General features: G+C 67.0%; 15 protein-coding genes. 3 read left to right on the forward strand and 12 right to left on the reverse strand.

All coding sequences use genetic code 11. The features are described 5' to 3' along the window. Window positions 1–2: 2 nt before the first annotated feature. The 5 genes from EG799_RS08060 to EG799_RS08080 form a co-directional block, all read right to left on the reverse strand. On the reverse strand, window positions 3–1,394 hold the full coding sequence (locus tag EG799_RS08060) for a sensor histidine kinase (protein ID WP_123880165.1): 1,392 nt from the start codon (window positions 1,392–1,394) through the stop codon (window positions 3–5). Between the two features lie 7 nt (window positions 1,395–1,401). Further along, window positions 1,402–2,184, reverse strand: a complete 783-nt coding sequence (locus EG799_RS08065) for a response regulator (protein ID WP_123880167.1) — start codon at window positions 2,182–2,184, stop codon at window positions 1,402–1,404. Beyond that, entirely contained in the window at window positions 2,139–2,690 is a 552-nt protein-coding gene (locus EG799_RS08070; RefSeq protein WP_158611040.1) for an EF-hand domain-containing protein, read from the reverse strand. Before EG799_RS08070 ends, EG799_RS08065 begins: the two co-directional genes overlap by 46 nt. A 192-nt stretch (window positions 2,691–2,882) precedes the next feature. Continuing rightward, on the reverse strand, window positions 2,883–4,703 hold the full coding sequence (locus EG799_RS08075) for an aminopeptidase P family protein (protein ID WP_123880171.1): 1,821 nt from the start codon (window positions 4,701–4,703) through the stop codon (window positions 2,883–2,885). A gap of 83 nt (window positions 4,704–4,786) precedes the next feature. Beyond that, on the reverse strand, window positions 4,787–5,722 hold the full coding sequence (locus tag EG799_RS08080) for an endonuclease/exonuclease/phosphatase family protein (protein ID WP_123880173.1): 936 nt from the start codon (window positions 5,720–5,722) through the stop codon (window positions 4,787–4,789). 240 nt (window positions 5,723–5,962) lie between these two features. Here EG799_RS08080 and EG799_RS08085 point away from each other — a divergent pair, with 240 nt between their 5' ends. Both EG799_RS08085 and EG799_RS08090 read left to right on the forward strand, forming a co-directional pair. Beyond that, the gene (locus EG799_RS08085; protein WP_325051108.1) at window positions 5,963–8,035 is read left to right on the forward strand and encodes a S9 family peptidase; all 2,073 of its coding nucleotides are present in this window, start codon (window positions 5,963–5,965) and stop codon (window positions 8,033–8,035) included. A 107-nt stretch (window positions 8,036–8,142) separates the two neighbouring features. Beyond that, the gene (locus EG799_RS08090; RefSeq protein WP_123880177.1) at window positions 8,143–8,562 is read left to right on the forward strand and encodes an acyl-CoA thioesterase; all 420 of its coding nucleotides are present in this window, start codon (window positions 8,143–8,145) and stop codon (window positions 8,560–8,562) included. Between the two features lie 12 nt (window positions 8,563–8,574). Here EG799_RS08090 and EG799_RS08095 read toward each other — a convergent pair whose 3' ends face one another. The 4 genes from EG799_RS08095 to EG799_RS08110 all read right to left on the reverse strand — a co-directional run bounded on the left by EG799_RS08095 (window position 8,575) and on the right by EG799_RS08110 (window position 13,449). Then, on the reverse strand, window positions 8,575–10,335 hold the full coding sequence (locus EG799_RS08095; RefSeq protein ID WP_123880179.1) for a GGDEF domain-containing protein: 1,761 nt from the start codon (window positions 10,333–10,335) through the stop codon (window positions 8,575–8,577). Window positions 10,336–10,426: 91 nt separating this feature from the next. Then, window positions 10,427–11,542, reverse strand: coding sequence for an alanine dehydrogenase (ald, locus tag EG799_RS08100; protein ID WP_123880181.1), 1,116 nt, complete (start codon window positions 11,540–11,542; stop codon window positions 10,427–10,429). A 111-nt stretch (window positions 11,543–11,653) separates the two neighbouring features. Then, on the reverse strand, window positions 11,654–12,523 hold the full coding sequence (locus tag EG799_RS08105; RefSeq protein ID WP_123880183.1) for a transglutaminase-like domain-containing protein: 870 nt from the start codon (window positions 12,521–12,523) through the stop codon (window positions 11,654–11,656). Beyond that, window positions 12,517–13,449: a transglutaminase family protein gene (locus tag EG799_RS08110; RefSeq protein WP_123880185.1), complete on the reverse strand. Its 933-nt coding sequence runs from the start codon at window positions 13,447–13,449 to the stop codon at window positions 12,517–12,519. The genes EG799_RS08105 and EG799_RS08110 overlap by 7 nt, the downstream gene beginning before the upstream one ends. Window positions 13,450–13,486: 37 nt before the next feature. Here EG799_RS08110 and EG799_RS08115 point away from each other — a divergent pair, with 37 nt between their 5' ends. Next, complete coding sequence (locus EG799_RS08115) at window positions 13,487–14,257, forward strand: N-formylglutamate amidohydrolase (RefSeq protein WP_199798276.1); 771 nt, start codon at window positions 13,487–13,489, stop codon at window positions 14,255–14,257. Between the two features lie 22 nt (window positions 14,258–14,279). On the opposite strand, the gene rimK is transcribed toward EG799_RS08115, so the two are convergent. Genes rimK through EG799_RS08130 form a run of 3 tightly spaced genes read right to left on the reverse strand, consistent with a single transcriptional unit; the run spans window position 14,280 to window position 18,027 of the window. Further along, window positions 14,280–15,185, reverse strand: a complete 906-nt coding sequence (rimK, locus tag EG799_RS08120) for a 30S ribosomal protein S6--L-glutamate ligase (protein ID WP_123880189.1) — start codon at window positions 15,183–15,185, stop codon at window positions 14,280–14,282. Between the two features lie 10 nt (window positions 15,186–15,195). Further along, entirely contained in the window at window positions 15,196–15,675 is a 480-nt protein-coding gene (locus tag EG799_RS08125; RefSeq protein ID WP_123880191.1) for an ATP-dependent zinc protease family protein, read from the reverse strand. A 9-nt stretch (window positions 15,676–15,684) separates the two neighbouring features. After that, a complete protein-coding gene (locus EG799_RS08130) occupies window positions 15,685–18,027 on the reverse strand; it encodes an FtsK/SpoIIIE family DNA translocase (RefSeq protein ID WP_123880193.1) in 2,343 nt (780 codons plus the stop codon). Window positions 18,028–18,078 lie beyond the last annotated feature (51 nt).

Raw genomic sequence — 18,078 nt, forward strand, 5'->3', positions numbered from 1 at the left:
CGTCAGGTCGTACGTCCCGGACCTGCCACCGGGATGGCCAGCTGCGCTATCAGGCCCGTCACCGCGGTGCCATCGGTCTTGTTGGCGAGGGTGAGCGTGCCGCCATGCTGTTCGGCGATGGCGCGGGCGAGCGTGAGGCCCAGCCCCGCCCCGCCCGTTTCGCGGTTGCGCGAAGCGTCGCCGCGCTTGAAGGGTTCGAGCATTTCGTCGATCCTGTCCGCGTCGATTCCCGGCCCATCGTCGATTACCGCGATGATCGCGCCTTCCCTCGCGTCGTGCAGCGTGACATGCGCCTTCCCGCCGTAGCGCAGCGCGTTGTCGACGAGGTTGCGGATTGCCCGGCGAAGCCATGTAGCGCGTACGGACGCGGCGATGCGCCCGTCGGCCTCGAAGGTGACCGGGCGGCCGAGATCCTCGTATTCCTCCACCACCGAGGCGACCAGGGCCGCGAGGTCGGTTCGCTCGAGGGGGTCGGACGGGCGACCCACCCGGGCAAGCGAGAGAATGTCGTCGAGCGAGCGGGTGATGTCCTCGATCCCCGCCGCCATGCGTGCGCGTTCGCTTTCGTCTTCCACGGTTTCGATCCGCACGCGCAGGGCGGCGAGCGGGGTCTTGAGGTCGTGTCCGATGGCACCGAGCATGACGTCCTTCTCGTCCAGCAGCGCCGCGACGCGCGCTTCCATCGCATTGTGCGCGGCGATGAGCCGGCGCGTGTCCTCAGGTCCGGTCGGGCGCATCGGCGGGTCGTCGTCGCGGGCACCGCCGAAGCGTTCGACCCGGTCGGTCAGTTCGGCGAGCGGCCGGGTGATCCGCCGGAGCAGAAGCGCCAGGCCGCCGACCAGGACGACGTAGAGGATGACGGTCTGCAACAGGACGCCGCGCAGCGGGCTGCGTTCGGGTGGCGGCAGGACATGGGCGGCGATACGCCACTGATTCTCGCCCGGAATGCGCAGTCCGGCGAGTACGAAGCTGGCATTGCCCGTCACCGTGCGCCCGCGGCGATCGCGCCCTTCGGGAATCGGAAGGTCGGACAAAACGATCAGTGCCTCGACGGGAATGTCCTGCTCGCTCATCACGGAACGCAGCGCCGCTTCGCGCCCGGTATCGCGCATTTCGGGCCTGTAGAGCGCCGCCTCGATGGCGAGGATGGCGCGCTGGCGCCGCCGTTCGCGGCGACCTTCTCTCACCCGTTCGGGAAAGCCGCGCCAGGACGGACCGCTCGTGCGGTTGTCGGAAAGAAGCTGAAACGCGAGCGCGCTGACCACCTCCGCCTCCGCCCGCGCGGCCGCCGCGCGGTAGAGCAGCACGCCGGCCAGGGTCTGGGCCACGAACAGCGCCATCGCCACCGCCAGCAGCATCTGCCCGAGCAGGCTTCGCTGCAGGACGCGGCCCATCGCGGGCCTAGTCGTCCGCCGCGCAGGGCGGAAGCCGGACGACATCGCACGCGAGGCGGTAGCCCCCGCCCCAGACCGTCTGGATGAGCTTCGGATCGCGGCTGTCCTCCTCGATCTTGCGCCGCAGCCGACTGACCTGGTTGTCCACGGCGCGGTCGAACAGATGCGCCTCGCGCCCCTGCACCATGTCGAGCAGGCGGTCGCGATCCATGACCTGGCGCGGATGGTCGAGCAGCGCGGTCAGCAGGCGGAATTCGGCCGAGGAGATGGGAACCACGGTCCCGTCCGGATCGGTCAGCCGGCGCTTGAGCGGATCGAGCTGCCAGCCATCGAATTCGTAGGGCGCATCGTCCTCGGCCGGCACCGACGCGCCCCTGCCGACCCGCCGCAGGACGGAGCGGATGCGCGCCACCAGTTCGCGCGGTTCGAACGGTTTGACCACATAGTCGTCGGCGCCGATTTCCAGCCCGACGATACGGTCGGTCGCCTCGCCCCGGGCCGTCAGGAAGATGACTGGCAACTGCCTCGCCTCGACCAGATGACGGCACAGGGAAAGCCCGTCCTCGCCGGGCATCATGATGTCGAGCAGGACGAGATCGAACGATTCGCTCCCCAGGGCGGACCTTGCTTTCGACGCATCGTTGGCCTGGCGCACGACGAAGCCCTGGCGCGACAGGTAATCGGCCAGGGCTTCGCGCAGGCTGGTGTCATCGTCCACCAGCAGCAGGTTTACCGGATCGTCCGTCACCGCGCCTCGGCGGCGTTCCGGCCCGCGCGTCGCTCGCTCCATCGGGCGCGGCGTTCCTCGCGGGTCACGGTGCCGTCGGAATTGGCGTCCGCCGCATCGAAACGGGCGAGGGCAGCCGAGACAAAGTCCGACTGGCTGATGCTGCCGTCGGAGCCGGTGCCGGCGCGAAGGCCCATCATCGCGCCATGAAGGCCACCGCGATGCCCCATTCGCTCGCCCCGATCCCGGCGCTGACCATCGCCTCGCATTCCGCGCATATCCCGATGATGCGCCTGCATCTCGGCAAAGGTGACGGCGCCGTTGCCGTCGGCATCCATGGCTTCGAACCGAGCGCGCGCACGCGCTTCGCGGTCTGCCTGGCTGAGAACGCCGTCGCCGTTCGCGTCCATGCGGGCGAACATCGCCGCGGCACGGGCCTGCGTCTGCACCCGGGTCGTTTCCGCCCCGCGCCGGTGAGCCGTGGCATCCGCGTCCGCCTGCGCCAGGGCCGCGGTTCCGCCGATACCGAGCGCGGCGGTCGCCAGCGCGATGGTCACGATCTTTTTCATGTCACTCTCCGTACTTTCAAGCGATTGCGAGGAGCGACGAAATGGCGGGGTCGTGAGGGAGGAGGAGAAGTCCGCCATCCCGTCGCTCTCGCCATCCGGTCTAGCGGGCAGGTGTCGCAGCATTTTGCCGGGACGCGCGAAAAGTGTCGCGCTTTGTCGCGTCCCGGCCCGTGCGTTCATCGGCAAGTCAAGCTAGAGCGGGCGGCAGGCATTCTCGAGCCACGCCAGCGCTTCTCCGTCCAGTTCGGGCGCGATGGTTTCGCGAACCTGGGCGTGGTAATCGTTCCACCAGCCGATCTCCGCCTCGGTCAGCAGTTCCCGGTCCACCATGGTGCGGTCGATGGGCACCAGCGTCAGCGTCTCGAAGCCGAGCCAGTCGCCTTCCGCGCCCTCGATGTGTCGCTCCTCGACCACGACCAGGTTCTCGATGCGGATGCCGTATTCGCCGGCCTTGTAATAGCCTGGCTCGTTCGACAGCAGCATGCCGGCCATCAGTTCCTGATCGGTGCCCGCCTGGCTGCCGCGGGGCTTGGCGATGCGTTGCGGCCCCTCGTGAACGCCGAGGAAGCTGCCGACGCCGTGACCCGTGCCGTGCGCGTAATCGAGACCGGCCATCCACAGGAACTGCCGCGCCAGCGCATCGAGCGCGCTTCCCGGAGTGCCGGGCGGGAAGGTCTGCGTGGCGAGTGCGATGTGACCCTTCAGCACGCGGGTGAAGCGGTCGCGGATTTCCGCGCTCGGTTCGCCGGGCCCGATCCAGACGGTGCGGGTAATGTCGGTCGTCCCGTCGGGATACTGTCCACCCGAATCGACCAGATAGACGCTGTTCGGCTCCAGCGTCCGGTTGGTTTCCTCGTTCACCCGGTAATGCGGGCTGGCACCGTTGGGGCCGGCACCCGATATCGTGTCGAAGGACAGGTCGCGCAAATCACCGCATTTCTCGCGGAAGGCCTGCAACCTGGCGGCAGCGGACAGTTCGTCCACCGTTCCTCCGGGGGCCTCTCCCTCCAGCCAGTGAAGGAAGCGCGTGACCGCCCCGCCATCGCGCTTCTGCGCCGCGCGGTGGCCCTGCTGTTCGGCTTCGGTCTTGATCGCCTTGGGCAGGACGGCGGGATCGGTTTCCGAGACGATCTGCGCTCCCACCTCGTCCAGCCGCTCGAAGATCGCGGCCACCGAACGATCGGGATCGGCCGCCACGCGCTTGCCGGCAAAGGCGGCGAAAGCCTCGGAAAACTCGTCTCGCGGGCGAATGCGGACGGCGTTGCCCAGCGCCTGCGCCACGTCGTCGGGCACCTTGCCGGGGGCGATGAACCAGTCCGCCGTGCCGTCTGCCTGAACGGTGAGATAGGACAGCGCGACGGGCGTATGATCGACGTCCTTGCCGCGAATGTTCAGTGTCCAGGCGACCGAGTCGAGCGCGCTGATGACGACGGCATCGAGCTTCTCCGCCTTCAGCCAGTCGGCGATCTCGGCGCGCTTGTCGGCGCTCGAACGGCCGGCATGGCGCTCGTCCTGCAGGAAGGCGGGCGCGGGGGAGGGTTGCGGCTGGTCTTCCCACACCGCGTCGAGCGGGTTCGATTCGACCGCCACCAGTTCGGCCCCGCCCTTGGTGAGGCGCGTCTTCATCTGCTCCGCCCAGCCGCGCGTATGCAACCACGGATCGAAGCCGATACGCGCGCCCTGCGGGGCGCATTCCACCAGCCAGTCGCCCATCGAATCGGTCGGGACGGACTTGTATTCGTACAGCTTTCCATCGACCTGTTCGCGCACCTGGAGGGTATAGCGGCCGTCCACGAACATCGCTGCCCCCGTTCCTTTCACTGGCTTGCGGATCACCGCCGCACTCCCCGCCGATCCGCCAAAACCGGTCAGCCAGGCCAGGCGCTGGGCATAGGCGCCAACATATTCGGACAGGTGCTCGTCGCTGATGGGGATCACGAAGCCGTCGAGTTCGCGGCGGGCGAGCTCCTCCCTAAGGGCGGAAAGGCGGGCTTCGTGCGTCTGCATCAGCATGGGCGTGTCCTTGTGTCGGCGGAGTATGAATCGGTCCTCTCGAACATAGGCATTGCCGCGCTCTCGCGCCAGTTCGCGTACGCTCAGGGCGTGCGTCGACACAGCTGCGCGACGATCCCCCGGTGATCGGAGCCGAGATTGCGGGTCGCCCTGATCCCCTCCACCGTCCAGTTCGCGCCGGTCAGCACCTGGTCGATCTGGACGAACGGCCTAGTGCGTTCTCCGTCCAGCATCAGGGGCCACGTCCCTGCTCCCACGGGGTTCGAGACGAGAGCGTTGGCGCGGGCGAAATCGCGCAGCGTGTGCATCCGGCGCGTGGCGTTGAAGTCGCCGAGCACGATGGTGTTGGCCGGGTCGTCCACATGCGTCGACAGCTCGGCCAGTTGCTCGCGCTGCGGGCCGGGCGGAAAGGGGCGCGGGAGATGCGTGGCGAGGATCGTCAGCGGCTCGCCGTCGAAATCGAACCGCATCCGCGTCGCCATCAGGTTTTCGCGATTCGCCACCGTCCCGCGCGTGAGACCGGCCGAGGAAAGCGGCGTCGTGCGCGCAAATATGCGGGTCGAGCAGGTACCGGTGGGAAGGCAGTCCTGATCGGCGATGAAGCGCCGGCGCATCTCCTCTTGCAGCCGGGTCGGTCCCGTCTTGAACTCGGCGAAGGCGGCGATATCGGGATGTTGCGCATCGATCCACGCCAGGATGGGGGCGATCCGCGTGGTTCCTTCGGCGTTGAGCCAGGTGACACGCAGCCGCGGCGCATCCGCTGCGCACGAACCCCTCGCATCGGGCAGGGGAAACAGCACGATGAGGCAGATCACCAGCACGATGCCCATCGGCTTCGAGGCCTTCCCTCGCTTCAGACTGATCGCGAGGAGGATCAGCGCGAGAAGAACGCAGGCGAAGGCAACCGGAACGATCGCCAAGTTGATGATGTCGAGCAGCGGCGAGAAGCGGCCGAGCGCGCCCGTCAGCAGGATCAGCAGTCCGACGCCGAGCAGGATGCGCAGGGGCCAGCGGATCATCGCGCCGGCTGCCGATGCCGGTCCGGGCGGCAAACGCTATGAACTGGGAACAAGGCGCAGATCTCGGGTTCGGAGTGGGCAGTCGGTGGCGAACGGCGAAATAGGCGATTTGCACCCGGCTTTCCAGCGGGGCGCGAAAGATTATGTATCGGCAGAGCCGCACGGACCCTTGTCGTGGAGCCACGCCTTGCTACCGCGCGGGCGACCGCGCCGATACCCCCGTTTCAGGATGACCACACCGTGACCGATACCGCTTCTTCCGCGCCGATCCTGCCGCCTGTCGCCCAGCAGCGCGAACACAGTTTCACACGACACGGCGTGAGAGTATCGGACCCCTGGGCCTGGCTGCGCGACCCGTCCTACCCAAGGGTCGAGGACGAGGACGTGCTCGCCTATCTGCGGGCGGAGAATGCGTATTTCGACGCGCAGATGGGGCAGCATGCCAAGCTGGTCGACGACCTGTTCGCAGAGATGCGCGCCCGGATGAAGGAAGACGATTCCACCGTGCCGCAGCGCGATGGCGACTTCGAATACTGGTCCGAATTCGAGGAAGGCGCGCAGTACCGCAAGTTCTATCGCCGGCCGGTCGCGCACCCCGACAGCCGCGAATTGCTGCTGGACGGGCCGGCGCTCGCGGAGGGGTTGGACTATTTCGACCTGGGTGCCTTCTCGGTGAGCGAGAACGGTCGCTATCTCGCTTATTCTACCGATACGACGGGGGGCGAATTCTACACCGGTTTCGTCAAGGATCTGCAGACCGGGGAACTTCTGCCCGACCGGATCGCCGACGTGAACACGGGCTTCGTGTGGGCGGCGGACGACACGATGCTGGTCTATGGCCGGGCGAACGAGAACTGGCGGGTCGATCGCGTCCTCGTCCATCGCCTCGGTCATACGGGCGATGACCGCGAGATCTATGTCGAGGAGCAGCTCGGCTTTACCGTATCGCCCGGCCTGTCGGCGCAGCGCGACTGGATCGTTCTGTCGACCGGCGACAACGAGACGAGCGAGGTGCGCCTGGTTCCCGCCGCCGATCCGTTCGCCAGTCCCGTCCTGGTTCGCGAACGACGCGCCGGGGTCGAATACGAAGTCGATATTCGCGACGGCACGCTGTTCATCCTTGCCAATGACGACCACGTCAATTTCCGCCTCGCGACAGCCTCCCTCGCGACACCGGGCGAATGGACGACGCTGATTGCGGGGTCGGATGATTTCTACCTTACCGATTTCGAGCTGTTCGCGGATTTCTACGTTACCGAGGGGCGGCTGGCGGGTCTCGACCAGGTGCAGCTGCGATCCTACGCGGATCCCGCGCAGATGCGCGCCATCGACTTTCCGGAAGAGGCCTATTGCGCGGGACTGGGCAACAACCCCGAATATGCCGTGGACCGGCTCAGGCTGAGTTACGAAAGCCCGGTCACGCCGGATACCGTGTACGATTACCACGTCGGGGAAGGCCGGTTGGAAACACTGAAGGTCCGCGAAATTCCCAGTGGCTTCGATCCCTCGCAGTACCGGGTCGAACGGATTTCGGTGCGGGCGCGCGACGGTGCCATGGTGCCCGTCAGCATCTTGTCGCGCGCCGATCGCAACCCGGGCGGACCGCTCCACCTCTATGCCTACGGCGCCTACGGCTATGCCGTCCCGCCGGGCTTCTCCACCTCCAGACTGAGCCTGGTCGACCGCGGCTTCGCCTATGCCATCGCCCATATTCGCGGTGGCGACGATCTCGGGCGCGACTGGTATCTGCAGGGCAAGCTGGCCGCGCGGACCAACACCTTCAACGATTTCGTCGATGTCAGCCGGGCGCTGGTGGAACGCGGCTACACCGCGACCGGGCGAATCTCGGCAAGCGGGGGCTCGGCGGGCGGCGAGCTGATGGGGGCGGTCGTCAATCAGGCCCCGGACCTGTTCGGCGCAGTGGTGGCGCATGTTCCGTTCGTTGACGTGCTCAACACCATGCTCGACGCGGATCTGCCGCTAACGCCCGGCGAATGGTCGGAGTGGGGAAACCCGGAACAGAGCGCCGAGGCTTTCCGGCACATCCTGGGATACAGCCCCTACGAGCAGGTGACGCGGCAGGATTATCCGCCCATGCTGGTCACCGCCGGGCTCAACGATCCGCGGGTCACATACTGGGAACCGGCGAAATGGGTCGCCCGGCTGCGCGCGCACAAGACCGACGACAACATCCTGCTGCTCAAGACCAACATGGGCGCGGGCCATGCGGGCAAGTCGGGCCGTTTCGAGGGACTGCGCGAGACGGCGGAGGAGGTCGCCTTCATCCTCTGGCAGATGGGTGTCGCCGAATGATCACGGCCGGCCGGGCGTCATGGGGGTAAGCCGGATTATCCCTTGCCCTCGGCGGGGATTTCGCTGAACCCGTCGTGCCTGCCTGCCGCCCGCCGCGATGAGGATACATGAGCAACCGCTTTTCCCGGCAATTCGTCGCCCGGCCCGAACACATCGATGCCAACGGCCACGTCAACAACGCCGTGTGGGTCCGCTGGATGGAAGATCTTTCCGTCGCCCACTGGGAGGCCGATGCCCTGCCTGCGCACCGCGATGCCTATGCCTGGGTCGTGACCCGGCACGAGATCGATTATCGCGGCAATGTCGGCGAAGGCGCCACGGTCCACGGGGAGACGGTCATCCGCTCCCACCCCAAGGGCGCGCGGTTCGACCGGCATTTCGATTTCACCGATGACGACGGGCGGCTGCTGGTCCGCGCGAAAACGACATGGGCGATGGTCGACAGGGCAAGCGGCAAGCTGACGCGGGTGCCGAGCGAGGTCGCCGAACCGTTCCGGCCCGAGGGCGGCTGGCAACCGGCGGATTGACGGCTCGCGCTCTCAGGCCGCGCGCCGCCGGTCGCCCCGGCGCGGACGGAAGGCGCTGAGTTTCTCGCTCATCGTGCGATTGCGACCGGTCGCCTTGGCTTCGTAAAGCAGCCGGTCGGCGTGGTGGTAGAGCGCCTCGAAACCGGCGTCGGGCAAGGCGTCCAGCGGCGCTTCCACAAGCCCCATGCTGGCGGTGACGGTGTGCGCCGCGATGCCGGCCGCCGCGACGCTTTCGCTGATGGCGCGCCGGCGCATTTCCGCGATCTTCGCCGCGTTCGGGCCGCCCAGCATCAGCAGGAATTCCTCGCCCCCCATGCGAAACGCGAGCGTGTCGACATCGTCGGCGCGCAGCACGTCGGCGACCAGTTGCAGCACCTCGTCGCCCACGGCGTGGCCATAGCGGTCGTTGACGAGCTTGAAGTGGTCGAGATCGATGATGGCGAGCGTGGTGTATCCCTGTGTCCGCAGATCGGCGAAACGCTTCTCTATCCCGCGGCGGTTGAGCAGGCCGGTAAGCCAGTCGCGTTCCGACAGGTCTTCGAGCGCCCGCGCCTCCGTGCGCGCGGTATCGCGCTCGCGCTTGAGGATCATGAAGCGGTCGGCGACGGCGAAGGCGGTCACGACGACCTGGAACCCCAGCGCCAGGTTCTGGGGCCAGACGCTTTCCGTCGGTACGTTCATAGAATCGAACAGCGACACGAACACGCGTGATGCCCCGATCAGGAGAAGCGGCGCATAGGAGATGATGAGAAAGCCCAGCGCACGGCTGCCGCGCCGAAGACCCGTTGCCAGCACGACAATGATGCCGGCAAGATACAGCAGGTAACCACCGTAATAGACGTAACCCACGTTCGGTCCGAAGACCGGGAACCCGAAGACGGCCAGCAATCCCAGCCCCGCGGCCAGCGGAGCCATCCCCGCCAGCATCCGGCGCTGCCACGGCTCGATCACGCCGCGTTCAACGAACGCCAGGGTGAAGAGGGCCGTCACCGCCATCATGAGATCGAACGACAAGATCACCAGCGCATGCTGGACCGCCATCGGCAGGGACGTCAGCAGGTCGACCAGGCCCGATGCGGTGGCCGTCTGGATCAGGGCGAGGACGCAGAAAGCCGCGTGATAGAGCGGGAACGGCGCGCGCAGGGTGCGGGCAAAGGCGAGATCGAAGAAGACCGGGGCAATCAGCAGGCCGCACAACAGGGCCGCGAGGACATGGTCGATGCCGGCGATCCGGGTGAAGGGCTCGCCCGCCACGACCTGGGCGCTGCCGAGGCGGCTGGCCGCCGATGGATCGTCCATCTCGACGATGATCGTGCGCGGGGGGGCATTCGTTCGCGGGATCGGCGCGTAGGCGTCCCACAGATGCCGGCCGGTTATCAGTCCGTCGGGATCGATGCGGTTCTGCGCCAGCGATCCGTCCTGTCCCACGGCGATGACGCGCAGTTCGGAAAAGCGCTGGCGCCGCAGCTTGACGTAATCGACATTTGTGCGGTTCGTCCCCAGGTCGATGCGGACGAAGGCGCGCGCATCGCCGGCCGTGCGCTCCAACGCCTCGCAGTTCCACGCGTCCGGGGTATCGGCGATCCGGGCGTAGCCGACCGCCGGGCCGGTGCTGGCAAAGCATGTCGAACCGGGCGCGAACGCCTCGCCGGCGGGACTGGCCTGGGCCGCAACGGCCAGGAACAGCGCAGCCAGGGCCGCGAACACCGCAGCCCAGCTTGCCGTCCTTCGGCCCGCCAGGCGAGTGGCGGGAAACACGCGATCTGTCCCCATCGAAGGGAAGACCTAGACCGGTTTGATTTACCGCAAGTAAAAGTCTGACCCGGGATTAAGTCCGTATTGGTTGTAATTTTGCGCCACAAGATCAGGCGATGGCCTTTTCGATGGGGAGAAGGTCATAGCCCAGTTCCGTTGCCACGGCGGGGTAGGTCACGCGGCCTGCGTGGACGTTCAGTCCCTGCGCCAGATGCGGATCGGCGCGCATCGCTTCCTTCCAGCCCATGTCGGCGATGCGCAGGGCGTGCGGCAGGGTGACGTTGTTGAGCGCATAGGTGCTGGTGCGGCTGACCGCACCGGGCATGTTGGCGACGCAGTAATGGACGATGCCGTCGACCATGTAGGTCGGATCGTCATGCGTCGTCGGCTTGCTGGTCTCGAAACAGCCGCCCTGGTCGATGGCGACGTCGACCAGCACGGCGCCCGGCTTCATGCTTCCCAGCATCTCCCGCGTCACCAGCTTGGGTGCCGCTGCCCCCACCACCAGCACCGCGCCGATCACCAGGTCCGCCTCGGCAACCGCCTCCTCCAGGTTTGCCTTGCTGGAAAACCGCGTGCTCGCGCGAGCCTCGAAATGGGTGCCGACCTTTTCCAGGACGTCGGGATTGCGATCCATGATGACCGTATCGGCGCCCATGCCCGCCGCCATCTGCGCGGCGTTGAAGCCGACCACGCCGCCGCCGATCACGACGACCTTTCCGGGCATCACGCCCGGCACGCCGCCCAGCAGGACGCCGCGCCCGCCATGCGCCTTTTCCAGCGCGTTGGCGCCCGCCTGGATGCTCATGCGGCCGGCCACCTGGCTCATCGGCTTCAGGAGCGGGAGTGCCCCGTTGGGGCCGGTCACCGTCTCGTAGGCGATGCAGGTAGCGCCGGAATCGACGAGATCCTTCGTCTGCGCCGGATCGGGAGCGAGATGGAGGTAGGTATAGAGAAGCTGGCCCTCGCGCAGCATGGCGCGTTCCTGCGCCTGCGGTTCCTTCACCTTCACGATCATCTCGCATCCGGCGAAGATTTCCTCCGCCGTATCGACGACCTTCGCGCCGCCCGCGGTGTATTCGCTGTCGAACGCGCCGATGCCGTGCCCGGCCCCCGCCTCGATCCAGACCTCGTGCCCGTGCGCCACGAGTTCCTTCGCGCTTTCGGGCGTCAGTCCGACGCGATATTCGCGGTTCTTGATTTCGGCGGGACAACCGATGCGCATGGTGACGTAACTCCTGGAGCGAACCCGCGCCGTGCGGGGGATCTTGCCGTTACAAGTGATACCAGTTCATCGCAAGCGCGGAGGGGGCGGCCAGAACGGCGAGCGCCCTGCTCAACCCTGGCACCCTTCATGCTGCGGGATCGCGGTTTCCTCCGGCGGTTTCGAGAGGTCGTTATCCGCAACCTCGTCGGTGTGGATATCGAACCGCTTGAGCCGGGTCTGCCCGAAGGCGGTGGTGATCGCGGCGTCCGTCGCGTCGCGACCGTAGGCCATGACGATGCGCCCGATCCGCGGACGGTTGTGCCGTGCGTCGAAGGTGTACCAGCGCCCGTCGAGATAGACCTCCATCCAGGCGGAGAAATCCATCGGATCGTCGAACGGATCGATCCCGATATCTCCCAGATAGCCCGTGGCGTAGCGGGCGGGAATGTTGACCGCCCGGCACAGCGCTATGGCGAGATGGGCGAAATCGCGGCACACGCCGAACTCCTCGTCCCACGCGCCGCGTGCGGTGCGATGGCGATCAGCCTTCATGTAATCGAATGTTATGCGGTCATGCGCCAGATCCACCAGCGCCTGCGCCCGCGCCCAGCCGGTAGCCTTGCCCTCGATCGCGGCAAAGGCCTCGTCCGCCAACCGGCCGACTTCGCAATACCGCGATTCCAGCAGGAACGGCAGGACGTCGTTCGGCAGCTTGTCGACCGGTACCTGCCTGGCGTCGCGGACCACCGGATCGGGCTTGCCGCTGTCACGGACGATGAAGTCGTTGGTCAGCCGGATGCCGCCTTCGGGGACGGTAAAGCGGGAGACGACGTTGCCGAACGGATCGTTGTAGGTTTCGATCTTCACCGGGGGATCGGTGCGCAGCTCCTCCGGCGTCACGAGATCCTTGCGCCGTTCGGGCCGGATATGCAGCAGCGCCAGCATGTGGACCGGCTGCTCGGTCGCGAACTCGATGTCGTATCCTGTCCGTATCAGCACTGGATGGGTTCCTTCCCGGCGGTGGTGTTGTCATCGAAACGGGGTTGGGCAGTGTTCGTCGCCATGTGTTCCAGGCGGACTTCGACGTTCATGTCGATCTGGCTTCCGCGCCTGCCGCGCCAGGTGCCCGATAGCGGCGTGACATGCGCCGGATCGCGGGCGACCGCGACGCGGATCAGCGAATCGTTGCCGACGATCCCGTTGGTCGGGTCGAACTCGATCCAGCCCGATCCGGGCAGGAAGACGCGCACCCAGGCATGGGTCGAATGTCCGCCGACGCGGTGGGTGCGCTCGTCCGGATCGTAGATGTAACCCGATACGAACCGGGCGGCGAAGCCCAGCGCGCGCACCGCCTCCATCATCAGCATGGCGAAGTCGCGGCAGGTGCCCGACCCGTTGCGCAAAGTGACGAGCGGCGACTGGATGCCCTTCTCGTCGCGCCGGTTGTAGTCGAAGTCGCGCCTGATGGTCTGCGTGATGTCGCGCAGCATCGCCAGCGTGTCGCCGTCGTTGGGATGGATGAACCGCCTCGCCCAGCCATCCACCCGCCGATCGCGGTCGTCGTAGCGCCGCTCGATCGAGCGCAGCAGGTCGGGCATGTCCTCGGCCGCGTAGGTGAACGGATAATGCCGCGCATACTCCTCCACCGCGATGTCGCTCTCGGGAGTGGGCAGATGCTCGACCTCGGCCGTGGCGCGCACGTCGAGCCGGTCCGACCGGTCGGCGAAGGTGGCGATGGCGACGGCGTTGCCGAACACGTCCTGAATCCAGCGCAGCGTCGAAGGCTCCGGATCGATGTCGAGCGAGGCGGACAGGACGCGCTGGTCGTAACTCTCGCGCGGGCGCGTCATGATCCGGTGCTCGCCGAACGCGACCTTGTCGCGGTAGCGGTAGCGGGTGATGTGATCGATCGATACGGTAGGCATTGGCAAGATACTGACGATTTGGGAAAAAGCTCGACCTGTGAACGATCTACTGGGGCCTAACGATCCAGCATGCGTGGAATTGACCGGGAACGCGCTGTCGCCCGGCCCCTTCGTGCTGGTGGGCGACCATGCGGGTGATGCGATCCCGGCGGCACTCGGCGATCTGGGCGTATCGCAAGCGGATCGGGCGCGGCACATCGCCGTCGACATCGGATCGGCGGCGCTCGGCCTCGCGTTGGCCAGGCGGCTGGATGCCCCGTTCGTGGCGCAGGCCTATTCGCGGCTGGTGATCGACTGCAACCGCTACCCCGACCACCCGGAAGCGGTGGTGGAGACGAGCGACGGCACCGGCGTTCCGGGCAATGTCCGCCTCACGCCGGGGCAGCGGCAGGCACGGATCGACGCGGTGTTCGAACCCTATCATGCCGCCATCGAGCATCTGCTCGACAAGCGGGAAGCGGCAGGGCTGGCGAGCGTGCTGATCTCGGTCCACAGCTTCACCCCCGTCTGGCAGGGGCGCCGCCGCGACTATCATTTCGGCGTGCTGCACGACGGCCACCGGGACGATTTCGCGCTTGCGGTGCTGGACCGGCTGACGCGCGAGAAGGACTGGACGGTGGCCGACAACCAGCCCTACGTCATGGACGAAACCGACTACACCGTGCCGCGCCACGCCTATCCGCGGGACTTGCCCTATCTGGAGATCGAGGTGCGCCAGGATCTCCTGCCGCGGCGGGCGGACGAGGTAGCCGAGGTGCTGGCGCGGGCGTTGGCGATGGCACGATCCGGAACGGCGGCGTCTCGATGACGGTCCCGCGCGCGGCGTCGGTTCAACCCTTGCCGCGCGTCTTCGTCTTGCCCTGCTTGGCGTTGGCGAGGATGTAATCGACGATCGTGCCGGCAACGTCCTTGCCGGTCGCCTTCTCGATCCCCTCGAGCCCGGGGGAGGAGTTGACTTCCATGATGACCGGCCCGTGGTTCGAGCGCAGCATGTCCACGCCGCACACGTTCAAACCCATGTGCTTGGCCGCGCGCACGGCGGTGCTGCGTTCCTCGGGCGTGATCTTGATGACCTGCGCGCTACCGCCCCGGTGCAGGTTGGAGCGGAAATCGTCCGCGGCGCCGGTGCGCTTCATCGCCGCGACCACCTTGCCGCCGACCACCAGCGCGCGGATGTCGGTGCCGCCCGCTTCCTTGATGAATTCCTGTACGAGGATGTTCACGTTCGCGCCGCGGAACGCCTCGATCACCGATTTGGCGCTGCTCATCGTCTCGGCCAGCACCACGCCGATGCCCTGCGTGCCTTCCAGCAGCTTTATCACCACCGGCGGTCCGTTCACCGCGCGGATGATCTCCTCCGCCTGCTTGGGATCGTTGGCATAGGCGGTCAGCGGCAGGCCGAGGCCGTATTTCGCCAGAATCTGCATGCTTCGCAGCTTGTCGCGGCTGCGCCCGATGGCGACGCTCTCGTTGAGCGGCCAGACCCCGCCCATCTCGAACTGGCGCAGCACGGCAAGCCCGTAATTGGTGATCGAGGCGCCGATGCGCGGAATCACCGCCTCGTAGCCCTTCACCGTCTCCCCGTTATAGGTCAGCGTCGGTCGGTGACTGGCGATGTTCACGATGCAGCGCGTGGTGTTGAGGATATCGAGCGTGTGACCGCGCTCCCCGGCCGCCTCCACCAGCCGCTGATGCGAATACAGGTTCGGATTGCGCGCCAGCATGGCGATCTTCATCGAGGTATCCTCATGGCTTGTGGCCTTCCACCGGGTCGCGCCCGGGCGTCTGCAGCCAGGAATGGCCCGAATCGACGGTGAAGCGCCGTCTTAGCGAAGATCGTCCGATCAGCATCGGGAATTTCATGTCCGACCGATCCGCCAGGCTGATCTCGGCGCGGAAGGTCTGCGCGCCGATGGTCAGCGGGGTCTTGATGATCATGCGTCGCTGCGTCTTGCCGTTGGAACTGGTGATGCCGCGCCAGTCCACCTGCACGGCCTCGCACACCTGCCGCACGTGCTGCCGCGCGAAATCGACGGCGAAGCGGACATAGCTTTCCCCGCCGCGCTCGTACTGCTCGAGGATCGTCGCATGGAGCGAGGAGGTGCGCGCGCCGGTGTCGATCTTGGCCGGAATGGCGTGGAGGCCGAGGTCCGGCAGATCGACCAGCTCGCGCCAGCCGACGGTGGCGAGAGGTTTGCGATTGCGCGTCGTCCTGCCCCCTTCCACCACCGGCACCTACAGCGGATTCCCGTCGCGATCGCGGTAGATGTCGCGGCGACCGACGTGGTTCGCGGGGCCGACGATGCCGTCTTCCTCCATCCGCTCGATCAGCTTGGCGGCGGTGTTGTAGCCGATGCCCATCTGGCGTTGCAGCCACGAACCGGAGGCTTTCTGGTTCTCGCACACGATCTGGATCGCCTGGTGATACTTGCGTTCTTCCGGATTGTCCGACGCGGTCATCTCGTCGTCGAAGCCGAAGCCGCCATCCTCGGGTTCCTCGGTGACGGAATCGACGTAGGCCGGCTCTCCCTGCGAGCGCCAGTGTTCGGCCACGCGCTCCACCTCCTCGTCCGAGACGAAGGGGCCGTGGACGCGCTTCAGCGCCCCGGTGCTGGGCTTGTGCAGCATGTCGCCCTTGCCCAGCAGCTGCTCGGCACCCTGCTCCCCGATGATCGTGCGCGAATCGATGCGACTGGTGACGGAGAAGCTGATGCGGGTCGGCAGGTTCGCCTTGATGACGCCGGTGATGACGTCGACCGACGGACGCTGCGTGGCCATGATGAGGTGAATGCCGGCGGCGCGCGATTTCTGCGACAGGCGCTGGATCAGCACCTCGATCTCCTTGCCCACCGTGACCATCAGGTCGGCCAGCTCGTCGACGATCAGCACGATCTGCGGCAGCACCTCGTAATCGAGCTGTTCCTCCTCGATCAGCGGTTCGCCCGTTTCGGGATCGTAGCCCGTCTGCACGGTGCGCTTGAGCGGCTTGCCCTTCGCGGCGGCGGCGGACACGCGTTCGTTGAAGCCCGACAGGTTGCGCGCGCCAATCTCGCTCATCATGCGATAGCGCTTCTCCATCTCCTCGACAGCCCATTTCAGGCTGCGGACCGACTTGTGCGGTTCCGTCACCACCGGGGCGAGCAGATGCGGGATGTCGTCGTAGCTCTTCAGTTCCAGCACCTTGGGATCGATGAGGATCAGGCGGCACTCGGCGGGGGTGAAGCGGTAGAGCAGCGACAGCAGGATGGCGTTGAGCCCGACCGACTTGCCCGATCCGGTCGTGCCCGCGACCAGCAGGTGCGGCATGGCGGCGAGATCGGCCACGACCGGCTCGCCCGCGATCCCCTTGCCCAGGATGATCGGCAGGTTGCCCTTGGCATCGACGAAGGCCTCGCTTTCCACCAGTTCGCGGAACGACACGGTCTGGCGGTCGGCGTTGGGCAGTTCGATGCCCATCACCGTCTTGCCGGGAATAGGCGCGACGCGGGCGCTGATCGCGCTCATGTTGCGGGCGATGTCCTCGGCCAGGCCGATGACGCGGCTGGCCTTGATGCCGGGGGCCGGTTCCAGTTCGTACATGGTGACGACGGGGCCGGTCTTGACGGCCACAATCTCGCCCTTGACGTTGAAATCGTCGAGCACCGTCTCGAGCAGGCGGGCATTGCGCTCGAGCGCCAGCTTGTCGAGCGGCGGGGCGGTGTTGGCAGACGGTTCCGCCAGCAGATCGACCGAAGGCAGCTCGAAATCGGCGAACATGTCCTTCTGCTGCGTCCTGGGCGAGGGTTTCGCGCGGCGCGGCGGCGCGGCGGGGTCGGTGATCTCGACCGCGCGGCGCTCCAAAGCGTCGTCGCCGTCATCGCCGTCGACATCGGGCACGGGCCGGGCGCGGCTGCGGCGGGTCTTGCCCTTCGCCTCCTCCCTGTAGGGATTGGATGGCTTGCCGAAGCTGGGCAGATGCGTCGCCCAGCGCGGGAGCGTCAGCAGCCCTGCCCAGTCGAGTGCGAACACGCGGCCCGCGGCGATCGCGCCCGCGATCAGGCAGGCGATGCCGCCGCCCAGGATCGCCCAGAACCGCGCCGGTTCGGGCAGCAGGCCGGAAAGCGCCACGATGGCGTCTTCCCCGAGCAACCCCGCCAGGCCGCCGGTGCCGGCCGGCAAGCTCCAGTTGCGCGCCGTGGTGACGAGCGAAAACACGGTGGCCAGCAGCGCCATCGCCAGCAGCATCAGCCCTGTCGCGCGCCACCACGCGCCGCCCCAGTGCTCGTCCGCGTCCGCATCCCGCCACAGCTTGCGCGCGAAGACGTAGGTGAGCGGAAGAAACAGGATTGCGACGAGGCCGAAGGCGCCCAGCGCCAGGTCCGCCACCAGCGCGCCCGGCCTGCCCATCCAGTTGTCGACCACGTCGCCAGCCGCGGTGGAGAGCGAGGGGTCGGTCTGCGAATAGCTCATCAACGCGATGGCGAGAAAGACGGTGAAGGCGAACAGCACGCTCGCGCCGGTCAGTTGCAGCGCGCGCGCCAGCGACCGCCGGAAAGCGGCGCGCCAGTCCGGCGCCTGCGATGCGGCCCGCGTGGCCATTGCGTATCCCCTTGGCGAAAACGTCCCTGCCGCCAGATTCCCACAGCGGGA

Origin of the sequence: Aurantiacibacter spongiae (assembly GCF_003815535.1) — a bacterium.
GTDB lineage: Bacteria > Pseudomonadota > Alphaproteobacteria > Sphingomonadales > Sphingomonadaceae > Alteraurantiacibacter > Alteraurantiacibacter spongiae.

Bases quoted from the DNA above. Each gene is read 5' to 3' on its own strand.
- EG799_RS08060 (WP_123880165.1), bottom strand. From the start codon at position 1,394: ATGGGCCGCGTCCTGCAGCGAAGCCTGCTCGGGCAGATGCTGCTGGCG.
- EG799_RS08065 (WP_123880167.1), bottom strand. From the start codon at position 2,184: ATGGAGCGAGCGACGCGCGGGCCGGAACGCCGCCGAGGCGCGGTGACG.
- EG799_RS08070 (WP_158611040.1), bottom strand. From the start codon at position 2,690: ATGAAAAAGATCGTGACCATCGCGCTGGCGACCGCCGCGCTCGGTATC.
- EG799_RS08075 (WP_123880171.1), bottom strand. From the start codon at position 4,703: ATGCTGATGCAGACGCACGAAGCCCGCCTTTCCGCCCTTAGGGAGGAG.
- EG799_RS08080 (WP_123880173.1), bottom strand. From the start codon at position 5,722: ATGATCCGCTGGCCCCTGCGCATCCTGCTCGGCGTCGGACTGCTGATC.
- EG799_RS08090 (WP_123880177.1), top strand. From the start codon at position 8,143: ATGAGCAACCGCTTTTCCCGGCAATTCGTCGCCCGGCCCGAACACATC.
- EG799_RS08095 (WP_123880179.1), bottom strand. From the start codon at position 10,335: ATGGGGACAGATCGCGTGTTTCCCGCCACTCGCCTGGCGGGCCGAAGG.
- ald (WP_123880181.1), bottom strand. From the start codon at position 11,542: ATGCGCATCGGTTGTCCCGCCGAAATCAAGAACCGCGAATATCGCGTC.
- EG799_RS08110 (WP_123880185.1), bottom strand. From the start codon at position 13,449: ATGCCTACCGTATCGATCGATCACATCACCCGCTACCGCTACCGCGAC.
- rimK (WP_123880189.1), bottom strand. From the start codon at position 15,185: ATGAAGATCGCCATGCTGGCGCGCAATCCGAACCTGTATTCGCATCAG.
- EG799_RS08130 (WP_123880193.1), bottom strand. From the start codon at position 18,027: ATGGCCACGCGGGCCGCATCGCAGGCGCCGGACTGGCGCGCCGCTTTC.